The organism is Streptomyces thermocarboxydus (assembly GCF_024760485.1).
Classification (GTDB): Bacteria; Actinomycetota; Actinomycetes; order Streptomycetales; family Streptomycetaceae; genus Streptomyces; species Streptomyces cellulosae.
In genome coordinates, this window is record NZ_CP058273.1 from 3079612 (window position 1) to 3097481 (window position 17870).

A 17870-nucleotide genomic window follows, 5' to 3' on the forward strand; every position below is an offset into this window, starting at 1 on the left:
ACGGCCGCGACGGGAAGAGTTCTCCGAACCTTGCACGGTCGTCGATCGTACGTTTCCGCTCCGTACGCCCCGGACGGGCCCCCGCAATTCACCTCCGCGTCACCTGTCGTTGACCGAGCGTCACGGCGCGGTTCGCCGTGTGAGGGAATGGTGCGGGGACATGACCGGCAGGCGACGCATCCGCAGTACCGTCCTCCCCCGCTCCCTCGTCCGGCCCGCCCGCGCCGGCGCCCTGGCCGCAGGCGCGCTGGCGGCGTGCGCGGCGCTGGTCGCCGGCTGCGGGGTCGTCCCCGGCGTCACGGGGGGCTCAGGGGACGACACGATCACCGTGATGACGTGGGCGCCCGAGAACACCGGCGCGACCAACAAGCCCGGCATGCCCGCGTTCGCCGAGGCCTACGGCCGCTGGGTGAACGCCCACGGCGGCCTCGGCGGCCGCCCGCTGAGGGTGCTGACCTGCGACGAACACGACGACGCGGTGGCCGCGGCCCGCTGCGCCCGGCGCGCGGTCGCGGAGAACGCCGTCGCCGTGGTCGGCTCGTACAGCCAGCACGGCGACGCCTTCCTGCCCACGCTGGAGGCCGCCGGCATCCCGTACATCGGCGGCTACGGCCTCACCCACGACGAGTTCACCAGCCCGCTGTCCTACCCCGTCAACGGCGGACAGCCCGCGCTGCTCGCGGGGCTCGGCCGGACCCTCGCCGACGCGTGCGGTCCTGTCGCCCTGGTCCGGCCCGACACCATCGCGGGCGACCAGCTCCCTCCGCTGCTGGACTCGGGCCTCGCCGCGGGCGGCCACGACCGGGCGGGCGACCTGCGCGCCGCCGAGGACGCGACCTCCTACGGCGACGCCGCCGAGCGCGCCCTGGAACACGCGGCCGACGGCACCGGGGAGAAGGGCTGCGTGGTGCCCGCGCTCGGCGACCGCACCGGCACCTTCATGGACTCCTTCCGGCGCGCCCGCGCCCGGTACCCGAAGGTGCGCACCGCGACCGTGCTGGGCAGCGTCGACCAGACGGTGCTGGACGCCTCCGGCGGGGCGTCGGGACCGTACGAGGGGGCGTACGTCACCGGCTGGTACCCGGAGGCGGGGGACGCGCGCTGGGATCCGATGAGGGAGGTGATCCGGGCGGAGGCCTTCGGCGACAACCGGATCGACCCGGCGGACGCGGGCGTGCAGACGACGTGGATCGCCTACACGGTGCTCCGCCAGGCCGTGGAGTCGCTCGGCGACGGCGAGGTCACCGCGGACACGGTGTCCGCCGCCCTGGACGGCGGTCTGAAGGTCACCACCGGCAACCTCACCCCGACCCTCCGCTGGAAGTTCCAGGACACCCTGGCCTCCGTCGGCCTCCCCCGCCTGGTCAACGCGAACGTCACCCTCCACCAGGTCCGCGACGGCCGCCTCACAGCAGCGGCGAACGGCTTCACGGACGTGACGTCCACGCTGGAGGACGCGGCGCTGTGAGAAAGGGGCGCGGGGAACTGCGCGCCCCGCCCCCACGCACCCGCACCTGACCTACAACTGCGTAGGAGCACGCTCGGTCAGCCCGTACTGACGGGCGATGGCGTTCCACAGCTCGGACGCCTTCTGCTTCTGCTCGGTGGCGGTCCCGCTCTCCCGGTTCCCCGCAGCGGTCTGCTCGGTGCTCCGGGCGGACCCCTTCTTGCACCCCTTCTTCCCCTTGGCCTGCTCCGCCCACTTCGCATAGTGGTCGTCGGCCGAGGCGGACGCCTTCCACGCCTTCCGCAGCGCCTCGCTCAGCGCCTCGTGCTCGGGCAGCTTGTCCACGGAGAGCTGACCCAGGTCGGTGACGAGCTGCCGCCGCTGCTTCGCGGCCTCCCGCAGATCGGACGCGGCCTGGCCGAGGTCACGGCACGCCTTCACGTCCTCCACCGCGTTGATCACGGAGCTGCGGCTGTCGCCGCTGTGCGCGAGCAGCTTGTCCAGCTCGACGGCCTGCTCACGGGCCGGGTCGGCGCTCGGCGACGCCGAGGCCTCGGTGCTCGCGGGCGCGGTGGCGGAGACGGGCTGGTTGGTGTCGCCGTCGTCGTCCTTGTCGCCGCTGCCGAGCAGGGCGCCGGCGCCGATGCCGACGAGGGCGATTCCGACGCCGACCGCGGCGATCAGCGGCCAGCGCGGGCTGCCGCCACCGCCGCCGCGTCCGCCGCCGTGGCCTCCCCCGTGGCCGGAGCCGGGCGGGGCGGGCGGTCCGGGCGGGGTGCGGTCGGTCCGGACGGGACGGCCGTAGTCCATGCGCGGCATCTGCTGCGTGGCGCCGGCCGCGCCGTCCCCGTCGCGGAAGAGGTTGTCGAACTCGGCGGGCGGCTGCCGGCCCGCGTCGCCCTGCGCGGCGCCGTACGGCGGGGGCCCCTGGTCGGTGATCGGGGCGATGAACTGGGTGGGCTCGGCGTCCGGGCTGCCCGGCATCGGGCCGGGACCGGCCGGCGGCTGGGCGATGCCGAGGTGGTGGGTGAGCTCCGCGTCGTGCGCGGCGGGCATCTCGGGCGGCAGCGCGCCCGGGGCGACCGGGGGTATGTACTGGGTCGCGCCCTCGTCGGCGCCGCCCGCCGGGACGTGCGGTATGACCTGTGTGGCGCCCTCGTCCGCGCCGGGCGCGGGGGGCGGCAGCGGGGCGCCGTGGGCGGGCGGGTAGCCGTACCCGCCGCCGGGGGCCGCGTAGGCGGAACCGTTCTGCGGGGGCAGCTGGCCGCCCGCGGCGTGACCTCCGTACGGGGCGGGCTGGCCGTAGTCGCCGCCCTGGCCGTACGGGTCCTGCCCGCCGTGCGCGGGCGGGTAGCCGCCCTGGGACGGGGCGCCCTCGGGCGGCAGCGGCCCGGGGCCGCCCTGCGGCTGACCACCGCCGTGCTGCCCACCGTGCTGCCCACCGTGCTGACCGCCCTGGACCTGACCCGAGGCGTCCCACGAGGGCTGCTGCCCCTGCTGCTGACCGTACGGCAGCTGGGCGTGATGGCCGCCGTGCTGCGGCTGACCACCCTGCTGGTGATGGCCCCCGTCCCACCCGGACGGCGACTGCTGCTGCCACTGCCCGTCGTTCGCCGACGGCCACTCCTGGCCGGCGGACGGGGCGGCGGCCTGCTGGTCGGGGCCCCAGGGGTTCCCCCAGGTCTGGCCGCCGGGCGGCGCCGAGGCGGGGAACCCGCCGGCGGGCGGGCCGTCCGTACCGCCGGGCGCGGCCGGACCGGACGTCATGCCCGGCAGCAGGGGCTCACCACCGTCCGAGGGCAGCACGATGCCTTCGCGCGCTTGGCGCGCCGAGGGCTCCTCGCCCTGTCCACTCTGCGTCACCGGGACTCCTACCAATGGGGGACCTTGTGAATCGCGCTCACGCTACCGGGTCCCCGGAGCCCGGTGCCACGCAGCACAGAACCTGACCTCCTGCCCTGTGAGCGCGGTAACAAAACCGGGTCACCGCACGCTGATTACGTCACCTCCGTCCCGTCCGTCTCCCGTGTCCCACGGGAGTGTCGCGTACGTCACGCCGCCGTCTGCAGCTCCATCCGTGCCCCGAATTCCCGTACTACCGGCTCCTCCCGGTACGGCTCGAGGCGCTGCTGGAGGTCCTCCAGGTACTCCGCGCCCCGGTCGGAGCGCAGCCCGCCGAGCAGTTCGGCGGCCTTGAGGCCCGTGGCGCAGGCCTGTTCGATCTCGCGCTGCTGCACCTGGGCGGTGGCGAGCAGCACATAGCCGATGGCCCGCCGCCGTGCCCGCGTGGGCGGGTGGCCGTCCAGCGACTCCCGCGCGCACCGCGCGGCGGCCTCCGCCTGGCCGAGGTCACGGTGGCAGTGCGCCAACTCGTCCGCCAGGTAGGCCTCGTCGAAGTGCGCGATCCACGGCGGGTCGTCGCCGGAGGCGGGGTCGGCGGCCTCCAGGGCGCTCACGGCCCGTCCCGCGGCGGCGTGCGCGGCCGGGGCGTCGCCCATCAGCGCGTGCCCGCGGGCCTCCGCCGCGAGGAACATCGCCTCCGCGCGCGGTGTCACGCGCCCCCGTGCGCCCTCCTGGGCCGCGCGCGCCAACTGGGCGATCTCGCGCGGGTTTCCGAGCTGCGCGGCGAGGTGGCTCATGGACGCGGCGAGCACGTATCCGCCGTAGCCGCGGTCCCCGGCGGCCTGCGCGAGCCGCAGCGCCTGGATGTAGTACCGCTGGGCGAGGCCCGGTTGGCCGGTGTCGACGGCCATGTACCCAGCCAGCTCGGTGAGTCGGGCGACGGCGGCGAACAGGTCCCGGCCCACCGCCTCCCGGTACGACCCCGCCAGCATCCCCGAGACCACGCTGTTGAGGTAGTGCACCACGACCGGGCGGACGTGCCCGCTGCCGTACTGGTGGTCCAGCGCGACCAGCGCCTCCGTCATGGAGCGCACCGCCGCCACGTCCGACTGGCCCACGCGCGGGCCGGTGTTGCGCGCGACCTGCCCGTCGGGCCCGGAGATCAGCCAGTCCCGGCTGGGCTCCACCAGCGCGGAGGCGGCGACGGACGAGCCGGACAGGAAGTCCCGCCGCCCCACGTCGCTGCGCCACAGCTCGCAGACCTGCTCGATGGCTCCCAGCACCGTCGGCGAGAACTGGAGGCCGACCCCGGACGCGAGGTTCTTGCCGTTGGCCATGCCGATCTCGTCGATCGTGACCGTACGGCCCAGCTTGCGGCCCAGCGCCTCCGCGATGACGGCCGGCGCCCGGCCCCGCGGCTGCTGTCCCCGCAGCCAGCGCGCCACCGACGTCTTGTCGTAGCGCAGGTCGAGGCCGTGCTCCGCGCCGCACATGTTGACCCTGCGGGCCAGTCCGGCGTTGGAGCATCCGGCTTCCTGGATGAGCGCCTGCAGCCGTTCGTTCGGCTGCCGGGCGACGAGCGGCCTTGCGGCCATGGCGTACCCCCTGAGGCTGCGGTGCCTGCCCACGCACCGGGTTGACGTGTCTCTTCCGCGGCCGTACGTCTCACGTCGTCCCGGCGAGACGTCCGGCCGGGAGGATCAATGCCCCGTCGACATACCGACAATGCGGGACATGTGAGAATTGCCGGGGTATCGACGGCTGTCGACCCCCCTCCTGGTTACCCCGATGCGGAGGCGGATCCCCCCGCGCGCCCCCACGGATGCACCCATGCGCCCCGGAGACGGGCGCGGTGCCCCTCCCCCGCGCATACGGCGGGGCGTAACCCCTGGTGACGGGTGAAGTTGTGTTCATCGTGGAAGAGACGATCGCGGGCGCCGAAGCCGTACAGATCCCGAAGCAGCGCGGGGAATCGCTGCTGGACACCGCCGTGCGCTATGCCGAGGAGCGCCACTGGGACGTGGTGCCGGGCACCTGGACCGAGGTCGTCGACGGGGTGCACGTCTGCTCGTGCGGTGACACGGCGTGCTCCGCCCCGGGCGCGCACCCGGCGGAGCCCGGCTGGGCGGACCAGGCGACCGGGAGCGCCGGCGCGGCGCGCCGGATGTGGCAGAAGCAGCCCGGCGCCTCGGTCCTGCTGCCCACGGGGCGCGCCTTCGACGCGATCTCCGTGCCGGAGACGGCCGGTCTGCTGGCGCTGGCGCGGATGGAGCGGATGGGGCTCACGCCGGGACCGGTGACCCTGACGCCGTACCGGCGCACGGAGTTCTTCGTCCTGCCCGGTGCGGCGGCGAAGCTTCCGGAGCTGCTGCGCAAGCTGGGCTGGACGGCGTCGTCGCTCGACCTGGCCGTGCTCGGCGAGGGATCGTACGTGGCCGCGCCGCCGACGCGGGTCGGGCGGCACGGCGCCGTGCAGTGGGCGCGCCGGCCGACCCAGGAGAACCGCTGGCTGCCGGACGCCGAGGAGCTGGTGCCGTCGCTGGCGTACGCCTGCGGCCGGGACCGGTGACGGCGGACTCCCCGGGCCCGCGGATCCTGTCGCCGTCCCCGTAGGCTCGGGGGCGACGGAGGGAGACGTGGTGGGCGCTGTTGCCGTACGCGTGCAGGGGCTGTGGAAGCGGTTCGGGGAGCAGGTCGCCGTCGGCGGGATCGACCTGGAGCTGCCCGCGGGGCGGTTCATCGGTCTGGTCGGGCCGAACGGCGCCGGGAAGACGACCACCCTGTCCATGGTGACGGGGCTGCTCCGCCCGGACCAGGGCACCGTCGAGATCGCCGGGCACGACGTGTGGCGCGACCCGGTGGGGGTGAAGGCGCGGATCGGCGTGCTGCCGGAGGGACTCCGTCTGTTCGAGCGGCTGTCCGGGCGTGAACTGCTCGCCTACAGCGGCCGGTTGCGCGGGCTGCCCGGCGAGGAGGTCGACAAGCGGGCCACCCAGCTGCTCGACGTGCTCGACCTGGCGGGCGCCCAGCACAAGCTCGTCGTCGACTACTCCACCGGCATGCGCAAGAAGATCGGCCTCGCGGCGGCCCTGCTGCACAACCCCGAAGTGCTGTTCCTGGACGAGCCGTTCGAGGGCGTCGACCCGGTGTCCGCGCAGACCATCCGGGGCGTCCTGGAGCGCTACACCGCCTCCGGCGCGACCGTGGTGTTCTCCTCCCACGTCATGGAGCTGGTGGAGTCGCTGTGCGACTGGGTGGCCGTGATGGCCGCCGGCCGGATCCGCGCCCACGGTCCGCTCACCGAGGTGCGCGGCGACGCGCCGTCCCTGCAGCGGGCGTTCCTCGAACTCGTCGGCGCGGACAGCCGCGACGCCGGGTCCGACCTCGACTGGCTGGGCGGGGGCGCCCGGTGAGCGCGCCAGCCCTCACCCCGGTCGTCGTCCGGCTGAAGCTGTCCCTGCTGCGCAACGGCCTGCGCCAGTCCGGCGGGCGCCGCGCCGCCTGGATCGCCTCCGCCGTGATCGCGCTGCTGTTCGCCGCGCTGCAGATGCTCGGTCTTGTGGCGCTGCGCGGCGTCGGCGGCGCGGAGTCGCTGGTGGTGCTGCTGGTGGCGGTGCTGGCGCTGGGCTGGGCGGTGATGCCGCTGTTCTTCCCCGGCGGCGACGAGACGCTCGACCCGACGCGCCTGGTGATGCTGCCGCTGCGTCCGCGTCCGCTGGTGCGGGCGCTGCTGGCGGCGTCCCTGGTGGGCATCGGGCCGCTGTTCACGGTGTGCCTGCTGACCGGTTCGGTGATCACCGTCGCCCGGGGCCCGGCGGCGTGGGCGGTGGGCGTCGTCGCCGTGCCGCTGGCGCTGCTGGTGTGCGTGGCGCTCGCGCGGGCCGTGGCGGCGGCGAACGTACGGCTGCTGACCAGCCGCAAGGGGCGGGATTTGGCGGTGCTCAGCGGGCTGGTCGTCGCGATCGGCGCGCAGGTGGTCAACTTCGGCGCGCAGCGCCTCGGTTCCGGCGGCCTCGACCAGCTCGACCCGGTCGCGGGGGTGCTGCGCTGGCTGCCGGGCGCGTCGGCGATCGACGCGGTGCACACGGCAGGCGAGGGCGCGTACGGGGTCGCCGCGGCGCAGCTGGCGGTGAGCGCGGGGGCGCTCGTGGTGCTGCTCGGACTGTGGTCGCGCACCCTGACCCGGCTGATGACCGCGCCGGACGGCTCCACCCTCCAGGCGGGCGACTCCGCGGCCCGCGACCGCCCCTCCACGGGCCTCGCGCGCCTGCTCCCGGCGGGCAGGACCGGCACGGTGATGGAGCGCAGCCTCCGCTACATCTGGCGCGACCCGAAGACGAAGGCCGCGTGGGTGACGTCGCTGGCCATCGGCCTGATCGTGCCGGTGTTCAACGCCTGGCAGGGCACGGGCTCGGTGTACTTCGCCTGCTTCGCGGCCGGGATGCTCGGCATCCAGATGTACAACCAGTTCGGCCAGGACACGTCCGCGTTCTGGATGGTCGCGATGACGATCTCCTCCGCCCGCGAGGCCTACGCCGAACTGCGCGCCCGCGCTTTCGCGTTGCTGCTGATCACCCTCCCGTACGCCACGCTCGTCACGGTGCTGACGACGGCGATGCTGGACGACTGGGCGCGGCTGCCGGAGGCGCTGGGCCTGTCCTTCGCCCTGCTCGGCGCGATGCTGGCCACGGGCGCGTGGACGTCGGCGCGGTTCCCCTACTCGGTCCCGCAGGAGGGCTACAAGAACGTGGCCCCCGGCCAGGTGGGCCTGGCGTGGATCTCCATCTTCGGCGGCATGATGGCGGCGGCCCTCCTCTGCCTGCCGGTCATCGCCCTCACGATCTGGCTGAATCTCAGCGACGCCGGCCAGGACCTCCGCTGGCTCCTCCTCCCGGCCGGGGCCGTCTACGGCGCCCTCCTCACCTACGGCGGCCTCCGTCTGGCGGCCCCGCGGACGGCGGCGCGGCTGCCGGAGATCGTGACGGCGGTGAGCAAGGGGTGAGGGGTCTGGGGTCCGCGAAATCCCGTGGAAGCCGGCCCCGGACCCTGCTAGCGTCCGCCGTGGCCGTGCTCGAACCGAGGAGGTGGTACCCGTGACCGCAGCAGCGACGACATGGGTGCTCCCCTCCGGGGTCACGGTCGGGTGACAGGCAGGTCGCCCGGGAGCGCCGTAGCAGCGCATTCCCGGAAGGCACGACCATGCACTTCATCTCGGAACACCCCCTCGACGACGGCGTCCTGGAACGCCGCTTCATCCTCGACGGCATCCCGGGCATCCTCTGGACGCCCGCGTCCGCGTCCGCGCCGGCCCCGCTGATCCTGCTCGGCCACCCGCCGCTGGGCCTCAGCACGATGTACCCGCGCCTGGTGGCCCGCGCCCGGCACGCGGCGGCGGACGGTTTCGCGACGGCCACGATCGAACTCCCCGGCAGCGGCGACCGCCCGTCCTGGCCGGCTCTGAACCAGGCCCGCGAGGACCTCCGCCGCACGCTGCGGGCGGGCGACCCGGTGAACGACGACCTCGTGGACGCGCTCGTCCTCCCGCTGGTGGACGCGGCGGCCCCGGAATGGCGGGCGGCCCTCGACGCCGTGCTCGCGCTCCCCGAGATCACCGGCCCGGTGGGCATCTCGGGCGGCCTGATCTCCCTCGCCGTCCGCCTGACGGTGACGGACCCGCGCATCAAGGCCGCCGGACTGTTCGCCGGGAGTTTCGCCCCCCGCGCGACGTTCGAGGAGGCCCGCCGCGTCACGATCCCGCTGCACGTCCTCCTCCAGTGGGACGACGAGGGCAACAACCGCGACGCGTCCCTGGCCCTGTTCGACGCCTTCGCCTCGACGGACAAGTCCCTCCACGCCCACCTGGGCGGCCACACGGGCGTCCCAGCCTCCGCAGCGGACGCGGCGGCGGGCTTCTTCCGGCGGCATCTGAGGGCGGGGTGACGTAAGAGGCCGGGGCCCGGCGGACACCGGGCTCGCTCACTCCCCGTCGAGCGAGTCCAGGAACGGTTCGATCGCCGTGAGCCAGGCTTCCGGCTGGTCGTAGTGGACGAGGTGGCCGGCGTCGGCCACCTCGGCGTACTGGCCTCGGGGGAGGACGCGGACCATTTCCTGGGCCTCCGCGCGGCCCAGTTCGCCGTCGAGGCCGCGGACGACCAGGGCGGGGCAGCGGACCTGGGCCAGTTCCTCCCAGTGGGCGTCGTAGACCCAGGTCTCGCGGGAGCGGAGCATCTGGCCGGGGTCGAAGACGGGGCGCCAGCCGTCGGGGGACTCGGCCATCACCTCGGCGTAGAACTCGCCGCGGGCCGGGTTGGGGCGCTCGACCCAGGGGTCGTCCTCGCCGAACCACTTCCGTACGTCGGCGAGGGTGGCGAAGGGGACCGGCCAGGACCTGAACCACTCCGCCCACTCGCGCTGCGAGGCGCCTCCGAGGGCGGAGGCCCGCATGTCGCAGATGACCAGGCCGCGGACCAGGTCGGGGCGCTTGGCGGCCAGTTGCCAGGCGGTGAGGGCGCCCATGGCGTGGCCGATCAGGACGGCGGGGCCGAGGGCGAGCTGTTCCAGGGCGGCCTCCGCGTCGTCGACGTAGGCGTCGCGGGTGAAGGCGCCCTCGGGGGGCTTCTCGCTGCGGCCGTGGCCGCGCTGGTCGAGGGCGACCGCGCGGTGCCGCGCGGAGAGACGGCGGGCGGTGGACGCCCAGTGCGAGGCGCGGCCCATCAGGCCGTGCAGTAACAGCACGCCGGGCGCGTCCGGCGCGGCTCCTTCCTCGGGCCCGGCCCCGGCCTTGGCCGGGTCGCCGAACTCCCAGGCGGCCAGGCGTACGCCGTCCGCCCCCGTCACGTCGATGCGTCGCGCCATGGTCTGGCACCCCCCAAGCTCGCTGCCTGCCCACTGACCCTGTCCGTCGCCGGCGCTCCGGCCCCCGCCGGCCGCCGGCCTCTGCCTGTTGCCACTGCCGCACGCTATCGAATAGGTATTCGAAAATGCCCTTCTGTCCGGCAACACCCCTCGTTCGAGTGACCCCCCGCGGGGATTGTCCGGCGCGGGCCTGGGGAGATCTTCAGCGGGAGGCGGACCGCTCGGGGAAATCGGTCCGAGGGGAATGACCCTGGGAGCTCGGGGCTCCGGGTCAGCACAGGGGAGGACAGGCCCCGGCGCCGTGCGGCGCCGGGGCTCCTCACGTGGTCACGGCACATCGTCCCGCCCCTCCCCGGCCCGGGCGGCCTCCACGCCACCGGGCCAAGAACCCCTCAGGTCATATGCCTCACGCGACAGCCTCGCACGCCGGCCGGGCGAACGCTGCGATTCGGCGCAACGCGGACGCGGCACAGCCGGATCCGGCGGGTGATTCGGCGCGTTCGCGTCCGGCGGGCGGGCGTCGTACGCCTCCTGGGCCCCGGTGGTCCCACCGGTCCGCAGGGCGCCTCAGGGCTTCGCGACGAACACGTGCGAGGCGACCTCCGACTCCAGCTCCGCCGCCTCCCCGCTGCTGCCCACCAGCACGCCGCCCGCCGACTCCGTCACGCTCACCACCGAGCCGGGCTGCACACCCGCCCGGCGCAGCGAGTACATCAGCTGGGCGTCCGTCTGGATGGGCTCGCCGATCCGGCGCACGACGACCGTCTTGCCCTCGGCGCCCGGGTCCAGGTCGGCCAGCGACACCATGCCCTCGTCGAGGAACGGCACCGTGCCGTCCGTCTCGCCCAGCTCCTCGAGCCCCGGGATCGGGTTGCCGTACGGCGACTCGGTCGGGTGCCGCAGCAGCTCCAGCACGCGGCGCTCGACGGCCTCGCTCATCACGTGCTCCCAGCGACACGCCTCGGCGTGCACCTGCTCCCACTCCAGGCCGATCACGTCGACCAGGAGACACTCGGCGAGACGGTGCTTGCGCATCACACGGGTGGCCAGCCGGCGGCCCTCCTCCGTGAGCTCCAGATGGCGGTCCGGGGCGACGGACACCAGGCCGTCACGCTCCATCCGCGCCACCGTCTGGCTCACCGTCGGCCCGCTCTGGTCGAGCCGCTCGGCGATCCGGGCGCGCATGGGGACCACACCTTCCTCCTCCAGCTCGAGGATGGTGCGGAGATACATCTCCGTGGTGTCGATCAGTCCGGACATACGTGCCCCTTGATGAGATCTGCGGATTGGCTCTGCCGGAAGGCCGGACGGCTCACCGGCGTGTGCGCTGGCCCGAGACTCAATTCTTACGCATACGACGGACAACCGGGCCGCGCCGCGGAAACGCGCGGCTTTAGAAGGCCGCGGACGGGGCGTCCCGGACACCGGTCGGACACCGTATTGACACGGCAGTGGTCCAGACCGCACGGTGATCCGCGACATGTCCGCCCCGAAGGGAGCCGCATGAGCGACCGCACGCCCGCCGGTCAGTACCTCGACGCCGCGATCGGGCTGCTGCGGCGGCTGCGCGACGAGGAGGCCGGGCCCATCGCGGCGGCGGGCACGATGATCGCGGACACGGTCGCAGCCGGCGGACGGCTCTTCGCCTTCGGCGCGGGCCACTCCTCGCTGGCCGCGCAGGACCTCGTCTACCGCGCGGGCGGGCTCGCCCTGATGAACCTGCTCACCGTGCCGGGGGTCGTCGGCGTCGACGTCCGCCCGGCCACGCTCGGGTCCGCGCTGGAGCGGGTGGAGGGGCTGGCGGGCACCGTGCTGGACTCCTCGCCGCTGCGGGAGGGCGACCTCCTGGTGATCATCTCCCTGTCCGGGCGCAACGTGATGCCGGTGGAGATGGCGACGAGGGCGCGCGCCAAGGGCGTGAAGGTGATCGGCGTGACGTCGGTGGCGTACGCGTCGGAGACGTCGCCGCTAAATCCCTCCGGGACGTTCCTCAAGGACCACTGCGACCTGGTGCTGGACTCCGGGATCACGGTCGGCGACGCGGAGCTGACCTGGGACGGCGTGGCCGCGCCGTTCGCGCCCGCGTCCACGGTCGTCACCTCGGCGCTGCTCCAGGCGGTCATGGCCACGGCCGCGGCCGCCCTCGCCGACCGCGGGGCCGAACCGCCCCTGCTCCGCTCGGGCAACGTGGACGGCGGCCACGACTGGAACACGCACGTGATGACGGAGTACGGGGACCGGATCTTCTACCAGCACTGATCCCGGTACGACCCCGGGCCGCCCCGGGCAGGCGCTGCTCACGGCGTGCCTTCGTCGGCGGCCCGGCGTGGGCGTGGCGCGCAGTTCCCCGCGCCCCTCAAGGGTGACGGCGGGGTCGCGCCCCGAAGGGGCGCGGGGAACTGCGCGACCGGCCACCACGGACCCGCAGCCGACGTCCGCGCCCGGCTCTCACCCCTCCTTGGGCAGCAGCCCCGCGAGATCCAGCGCCGTGGCGATGTGCGCCGCCACGTCCTCCGCGTACATCGCGTCCGCGCGTTCGAAAGCCGTGCGGTTGGACGTGCGCAGAAACGTCACGGCACCGAGCGTGCGACCGCGGCTGCGCAGGACCGTGCACAGGGCGTGGACCGTGTCCTGTGACCACTGGCGGGCCAGCGCCCACTCGCGTGCCGCGTCCGGCTCGAGCGAGCCCGCGCCCGCCCGCACCGTCCCGGCGCGCTCCACGCACTGCAGGGCCGGGTGCCCCTCGGCGTACAGCGCCGGCAGGCCCGCCCGGCCTTCGAGACGACTCGGGCCCGGAGCGCCGGAGGGGGTCTCCGCGATCCGCACCAGGCGGACCCGGCCGGTGTCCGTGCCGCCCTCGGCGACCCGGTCGATCAGCGCGTGGTCGGCGAACCCGGCGAGCGCGAAGTCGAGGTGGACGGTGGCCGCCTCGGCCGGGTTCTCGCACTCCGCCGCCGCGCGGGCGGCCCGGTGCAGCTGCTGGGCGCGGAACCGCAGCAGCGACGCCTCCTGCTCGCCCTGCCGCGTCTCGGTCACGTCCTGGAACAGCCAGCCCACACCCAGCGGTACCGGCTCCTCCGCGAGCGGCGACGACAGTCGCACGAACCCGTTCCGCCAGCAGCGCCGGCGCTCGCCCTCGGGCGTCCGCAGGGTCACCCACAGCTCGGCCGGCGCGGGCGGCGCCCCCTCGGCGAGCACATGGGTGAGCGCGCTCTCCAGCTCCTCGACGCCCTGCGTCAGCAGCTCCCCCAGCGGCCGCCCCAGCACCGACCTGCGGCCCGCGCCGAGCGCCCGCGCCGCGTACGCGTTGACGACGGCGGGACGCAGGTCGGCGTCGACGAGGACGACGCCCCAGCCGGCGTCCTCCAGCAGCGCCTCGCTCAGGGCGATGGAACGCTCCAGGTCGATCTGCGCGTGGACCTCGCTGAACGCGCAGTACACCCCGGCGGGCTCGCCGTCGGGACCGCGTACGGCGGCGGACTGGGTGCGTACCAGGACCCGGCGGCCGTCCTTGGTGAGCAGCGCGAACTCGTTGACCTGCCGGCCGGGCGCGTCCATGGCCGACATCAGCCGCGCCTCGACCTCCTCGGCGTCCGCGCTGCGCACGGCCCACCCGGCGAACCCGGCGCGCCCGACCGCCTCCTCGGCGGTCCAGCCGAGGATGCGCTCGGCCTCACGGTTCCAGTGGGTCACCACGCCGTCCGCGTCGAAGGCGCACAGGGCGGCGTCCATGCCGTCGAGCAGCGCCGCGAGCAGGTCGGAGCCGCCAGGCCCCTCCCGCTCGGGCTCGGGCCCCTCCGGCCCCAGCTCGTCGGTGGCCCCACTACGCCGGGATGCACTCACCTGAACCCCCTGCAGGCTGTGTCCGCACGTACGGCACGACGATTCGCTCACCAACAATCATTCAACTTGAACGTGACCCAGCGCACATCGAGTTCCCGACAAGATTGTGGGAATTGTTGCCTGCTCCCTGGTACCCACGCTTTCACGAGGCAAAAGACCTCGAGCCGCGGACCGGGTCGCACGGGGTCCGGCCGACGACGGAGGCCGGCACAAAAAAGTGGTTGATCCGGCGGCGGGGGGTTCTTAGGGTGGCGGTACTTCGGAAAGGAGGTGGTTCGGCAGATGTATGACAACCGGACGGAAGAGGTGGCTGCGGGCTAGTGGCCCGCCGTCGTACTCGGTTCGGCGCCGGACCGGCGTGCGCGAGATGCACGCAACCGGCCCAATCCAACGCAGTCACCCGACCCGCGAGTCGCCGGTAGCGTCCGGCCGGCTCCCCCGAGGGGGAACCGGACTCGCGGGTCGCCTGCGTTTCCGAGCGCTTTTCAGCCCGCGGACGGGCCCAGGGCGCTCAGTGCGCGAGGGACGCGTAGCCCTCGACCTCGCGCGGGTCGCGCGGGCCCGGGCCCACGTAGCGGGCCGACGGGCGGACCAGCCGGCCCGTGCGCTTCTGCTCCAGGATGTGCGCCGACCAGCCCGCGGTGCGGGCGCAGGTGAACATCGACGTGAACATGTGCGCCGGGACCTCCGCGAAGTCCAGCACGATCGCGGCCCAGAACTCCACGTTCGTGGCCAGCACCCGGTCCGGGCGGCGGGCGTGCAGCTCGGCCAGCGCGGCCTTCTCCAGCGCCTCGGCGACCTCGTAGCGCGGCGCGCCCAGCTCGCGGGCGGTGCGGCGCAGCACGCGGGCGCGAGGGTCCTCCGCGCGGTAGACGCGGTGGCCGAACCCCATCAGGCGCTCGCCCTTGTCGAGGGTCTTCCGGACGTACGCGTCGGCGTCCCCGGTGCGCTCGATCTCCTCGATCATGTGCAGCACGCGCGAGGGGGCGCCTCCGTGCAGCGGTCCGGACATGGCGCCGACGGCCCCGGAGAGCGCGGCGGCGACGTCCGCGCCGGTGGAGGCGATGACGCGGGCGGTGAACGTGGAGGCGTTCATGCCGTGCTCGGCGGCGGACGTCCAGTACGCGTCGACGGCGGCAACGTGCTTGGGGTCGGGCTCGCCGCGCCAGCGGATCATGAAGCGCTCGACGACCGACTCGGCCTTGTCTATCTCGCTCTGCGGCACCATCGGCAGCCCCTGGCCGCGCGCCGACTGGGCGACGTACGACAGGGCCATGACGGCGGCGCGGGCGAGGTCGTCGCGGGCCTGCTCGGCATCGATGTCGAGGAGCGGTTTCAGGCCCCACACGGGGGCGAGCATGGCGAGCGCGGACTGAACGTCGACGCGGATGTCGCCGGAGTGCACGGGGATGGGGAACGGCTCGGCGGGCGGCAGTCCGGGCGCGAACGCCCCGTCGACGAGCAGCCCCCAGACGTTGCCGAAGGAGACGTGACCGACCAGGTCCTCGATGTCGACGCCCCGGTAGCGGAGGGCGCCGCCCTCCTTGTCCGGTTCGGCGATCTCCGTCTCGAACGCGACGACTCCTTCGAGCCCAGGTACGAAGTCGGACATCAGGCGGCTCCCTCGATAGGTGGGTGACAGATGGTGTTGTGGGGTGGGACGACCATGTGTCGTGGCGCGATCGGTGTGGGTCCGGGGGATCCGCGGTCGGCTCGGTGAAAACTCGCGGTCTGGACGTCACCCCTGTGATGCCCGGCTGGCGGTCACCCAACCGGATCAGTGCCAGCACGATATCCCTGAGTGCCAGTTTTGGGGAGGGTTCGCGGCACTGAGTGCCACCCGTGAGGTTGGGCACCGGCTGTCTGTGACGTGGGCCACCACGCCCTCGCGGCCTGGGCGGATACGGCAGGATGACGGCGTGACCGACCGAGACGCCGTCCCCCTCGATCCCGCCTCGATGCGCAAGCAGTACCGGACCGAGGGGCTCTCCGAGACCGACCTCGCCGCCACCCCCGTCGAGCAGTTCGCGCGCTGGTTCGCGCAGGCCGCGCGGGAGGGCGGTCTCTTCGAGCCGAACGCCATGATCGTGTCGACCGCGGACGCGGCGGGCCGGCCCAGCTCGCGCACGGTGCTGCTGAAGCACTTCGACGAGAGCGGATTCGTGTTCTACACGAACTACGAGTCCCGCAAGGGCCGCGACCTGGCCGGGAACCCGCACGTCTCGCTGCTGTTCCCCTGGCACCCGGTCGCCCGGCAGGTCATCGTCACCGGCACGGCACGGCGCACCGGACGCGACGAGACGGCCGCGTACTTCCGCACCCGGCCGCACGGGTCGCAGCTGGGCGCGTGGGCCAGCGGCCAGTCGACGGTGATCGCGTCCCGCGAGGAGCTGGACGCGGCGTACGCCGCCCTGGCGGCACGCTATCCGGAACACGAGCGGGTCCCGGTGCCCCCGCACTGGGGCGGCTTCCGGGTGGTCCCGGAGACGGTGGAGTTCTGGCAGGGCCGCGAGAACCGCCTCCACGACCGCCTGCGGTACGCGGCCGTGCCGGGCGGGGGCTGGCGGGTGGAGCGGCTGGCGCCGTGAACGGAGCCCTTGCGGGGCGCGGCCCCGCGTACCGGGCGTGGGGCCGCGCGCCCCGGTGCGGTCCTACAGCTTGCCCCACACCCGTACCGTCCTGTGGTCCTCCAGGACGCGGGTGAAGCGGGTCAGGAACTCGTCCGTGAGCTCCGGCCAGTTCCAGAACCGGAAGCCCAGGTGGCCGAAGGCGAAGTAGTCGTCGGCCCAGCGGTACTCGGGGAGGGGCACGGACGCGGCGCAGGCGGGGCAGACGACGTCGGCCTCCCCGTCCTCGTCCCAGGCGCGCAGGGCTTCTCCGAACGGCTCCCACGCCTCGTCGTCCGACTCCCACGTGGCGGTCATCAGACGTGTCGTGACCTCGCAGCGTGGGCAGGTCACCGCCTCCGGCTCGCCCTGGCCGCCGCCGAAGACCGTGCGGCCCACCTCCACGGCCAGCCCGTCGGACGGCTTCCACCCGGCGTCCTCCGGGGAACACGCGCGGAGCCAGTCCGGACCCGGCGGATGCCCCAGTGGTGCGCCGAGGACGCAGACTGTGCGTTCGGCCAGGACCACGCCCTCGGACACCAGCCACGCGAGCCCGCGCTCCGCGTACTCCGCCGCCTCGTCGGGCCCGGCGTCGAGGTCGACGATGGTCTGGAAGTAGTCACCCATGGCGGACACCGTAGGGCCGGCCGCCGACAGTGATCTCAACGCAGCGCGTCGTCCAGGAGGTCCGCCCACTGGGCGACGACCCGTTCGCGGCGCGCGGTGTCGTCGGTGAGGAGGTTGGCGAGGCCCAGACCGCGGGCCATGTCGAGGAAGCCCTGGACGGTCTCGCGGACGCCGGGGCGGGACTCGTCCGCGCCGAGGAGTTCCACCGCGATGCGGTGCGAGTCGCGCCCGACCCGCAGCTCCAGCTCGGTCACCCGCGGCCGCAGCTGCTCCTCGTTGGACGCGGCCACCCACAGGTGCAGGGCGGCCCGGAACAGGGGGCCGGTGTAGAGGCCGACGAGGGCGGCGATCACCGCGCGGCGGTCGGAGGCCGCGGCTCCTTCGGGGAAGAGGGCGCGCAGGGCGGTGGAGCGTTCCTCGGCGACGTACTCGACGGCGGCCGTGAACAGGTCCTCCCGCGTGGGGAAGTGGTGCTGGGCGGCGCCCCGGGAGACGCCGGCCCGTTCGGCGACGACGGAGACCGTGGAGCCCGCCCAGCCGTGCTCGGCGAGGCAGGCCACGGCGGCCTCCAGCAGCCGCTGCCGTGTGGCCCGGCTGCGGTCCTGCTTGGGGACGCGTGCGGCACGGTCGGCCGTGTTCACCTCACCCAT

The 17870-nt window shown here is 74.1% G+C and carries 15 protein-coding genes; 7 read left to right on the plus strand and 8 right to left on the minus strand.

Annotation, left to right across the window (positions count from 1 at the left end):
- Positions 1–160 precede the first annotated feature (160 nt).
- Positions 161–1468, plus strand: a complete 1308-nt coding sequence (locus AY578_RS14085) for an ABC transporter substrate-binding protein (RefSeq protein ID WP_161108012.1) — start codon at positions 161–163, stop codon at positions 1466–1468.
- 51 nt (positions 1469–1519) lie between these two features.
- Here the strand turns inward: AY578_RS14085 and AY578_RS14090 are convergent, their stop codons facing one another.
- Together AY578_RS14090 and AY578_RS14095 are read right to left on the minus strand one after the other, a co-directional pair.
- Positions 1520–3310, minus strand: coding sequence for a hypothetical protein (locus AY578_RS14090; RefSeq protein ID WP_258902428.1), 1791 nt, complete (start codon positions 3308–3310; stop codon positions 1520–1522).
- 188 nt (positions 3311–3498) lie between these two features.
- Positions 3499–4884: an NsdA family TPR-like regulatory protein gene (locus AY578_RS14095; RefSeq protein ID WP_019524561.1), complete on the minus strand. Its 1386-nt coding sequence runs from the start codon at positions 4882–4884 to the stop codon at positions 3499–3501.
- A 311-nt stretch (positions 4885–5195) separates the two neighbouring features.
- On the opposite strand from AY578_RS14095, the gene AY578_RS14100 reads away from it, so the two are divergent.
- The 4 genes from AY578_RS14100 to AY578_RS14115 all read left to right on the plus strand — a co-directional run bounded on the left by AY578_RS14100 (position 5196) and on the right by AY578_RS14115 (position 9229).
- On the plus strand, positions 5196–5858 hold the full coding sequence (locus AY578_RS14100; RefSeq protein ID WP_019524560.1) for a bifunctional DNA primase/polymerase: 663 nt from the start codon (positions 5196–5198) through the stop codon (positions 5856–5858).
- A gap of 67 nt (positions 5859–5925) precedes the next feature.
- Positions 5926–6702: an ABC transporter ATP-binding protein gene (locus AY578_RS14105; protein ID WP_037778536.1), complete on the plus strand. Its 777-nt coding sequence runs from the start codon at positions 5926–5928 to the stop codon at positions 6700–6702.
- Positions 6699–8291, plus strand: a complete 1593-nt coding sequence (locus AY578_RS14110) for a hypothetical protein (RefSeq protein WP_019524558.1) — start codon at positions 6699–6701, stop codon at positions 8289–8291. Before AY578_RS14105 ends, AY578_RS14110 begins: the two co-directional genes overlap by 4 nt.
- A 197-nt stretch (positions 8292–8488) precedes the next feature.
- Positions 8489–9229: a dienelactone hydrolase family protein gene (locus AY578_RS14115; protein WP_019524557.1), complete on the plus strand. Its 741-nt coding sequence runs from the start codon at positions 8489–8491 to the stop codon at positions 9227–9229.
- 36 nt (positions 9230–9265) lie between these two features.
- Here AY578_RS14115 and AY578_RS14120 read toward each other — a convergent pair whose 3' ends face one another.
- The gene (locus AY578_RS14120; protein ID WP_028960670.1) at positions 9266–10144 is read right to left on the minus strand and encodes an alpha/beta fold hydrolase; all 879 of its coding nucleotides are present in this window, start codon (positions 10142–10144) and stop codon (positions 9266–9268) included.
- 567 nt (positions 10145–10711) lie between these two features.
- The gene (locus tag AY578_RS14125) at positions 10712–11404 is read right to left on the minus strand and encodes an iron-dependent transcriptional repressor DtxR (protein ID WP_006134258.1); all 693 of its coding nucleotides are present in this window, start codon (positions 11402–11404) and stop codon (positions 10712–10714) included.
- A gap of 243 nt (positions 11405–11647) precedes the next feature.
- Between AY578_RS14125 and AY578_RS14130 the strand changes: the two genes are divergently transcribed.
- Complete coding sequence (locus AY578_RS14130) at positions 11648–12403, plus strand: SIS domain-containing protein (RefSeq protein ID WP_019524555.1); 756 nt, start codon at positions 11648–11650, stop codon at positions 12401–12403.
- A gap of 189 nt (positions 12404–12592) precedes the next feature.
- Here AY578_RS14130 and AY578_RS14135 read toward each other — a convergent pair whose 3' ends face one another.
- Together AY578_RS14135 and AY578_RS14140 are read right to left on the minus strand one after the other, a co-directional pair.
- Positions 12593–13987, minus strand: a complete 1395-nt coding sequence (locus AY578_RS14135; RefSeq protein ID WP_136238224.1) for a PAS domain-containing protein — start codon at positions 13985–13987, stop codon at positions 12593–12595.
- A 511-nt stretch (positions 13988–14498) separates the two neighbouring features.
- Entirely contained in the window at positions 14499–15599 is a 1101-nt protein-coding gene (locus tag AY578_RS14140; protein WP_019524553.1) for a citrate synthase 2, read from the minus strand.
- 307 nt (positions 15600–15906) lie between these two features.
- On the opposite strand from AY578_RS14140, the gene pdxH reads away from it, so the two are divergent.
- On the plus strand, positions 15907–16575 hold the full coding sequence (pdxH, locus tag AY578_RS14145) for a pyridoxamine 5'-phosphate oxidase (protein WP_028960667.1): 669 nt from the start codon (positions 15907–15909) through the stop codon (positions 16573–16575).
- Between the two features lie 63 nt (positions 16576–16638).
- Here the strand turns inward: pdxH and AY578_RS14150 are convergent, their stop codons facing one another.
- Positions 16639–17220 (minus strand): hypothetical protein, encoded by a 582-nt coding sequence (locus AY578_RS14150; protein WP_019524551.1) that lies wholly within the window; start codon positions 17218–17220, stop codon positions 16639–16641.
- Positions 17221–17255: 35 nt separating this feature from the next.
- Positions 17256–17870, minus strand: coding sequence for a TetR/AcrR family transcriptional regulator (locus AY578_RS14155; protein WP_028960666.1), 615 nt, complete (start codon positions 17868–17870; stop codon positions 17256–17258).

Coding starts and splice junctions, on each gene's coding strand:
- AY578_RS14085 (WP_161108012.1), top strand. CDS start 161: ATGACCGGCAGGCGACGCATCCGCAGTACCGTCCTCCCCCGCTCCCTC.
- AY578_RS14095 (WP_019524561.1), bottom strand. CDS start 4,884: ATGGCCGCAAGGCCGCTCGTCGCCCGGCAGCCGAACGAACGGCTGCAG.
- AY578_RS14115 (WP_019524557.1), top strand. CDS start 8,489: ATGCACTTCATCTCGGAACACCCCCTCGACGACGGCGTCCTGGAACGC.
- AY578_RS14120 (WP_028960670.1), bottom strand. CDS start 10,144: ATGGCGCGACGCATCGACGTGACGGGGGCGGACGGCGTACGCCTGGCC.
- AY578_RS14125 (WP_006134258.1), bottom strand. CDS start 11,404: ATGTCCGGACTGATCGACACCACGGAGATGTATCTCCGCACCATCCTC.
- AY578_RS14130 (WP_019524555.1), top strand. CDS start 11,648: ATGAGCGACCGCACGCCCGCCGGTCAGTACCTCGACGCCGCGATCGGG.
- AY578_RS14140 (WP_019524553.1), bottom strand. CDS start 15,599: ATGTCCGACTTCGTACCTGGGCTCGAAGGAGTCGTCGCGTTCGAGACG.
- AY578_RS14150 (WP_019524551.1), bottom strand. CDS start 17,220: ATGGGTGACTACTTCCAGACCATCGTCGACCTCGACGCCGGGCCCGAC.
- AY578_RS14155 (WP_028960666.1), bottom strand. CDS start 17,870: ATGGGTGAGGTGAACACGGCCGACCGTGCCGCACGCGTCCCCAAGCAG.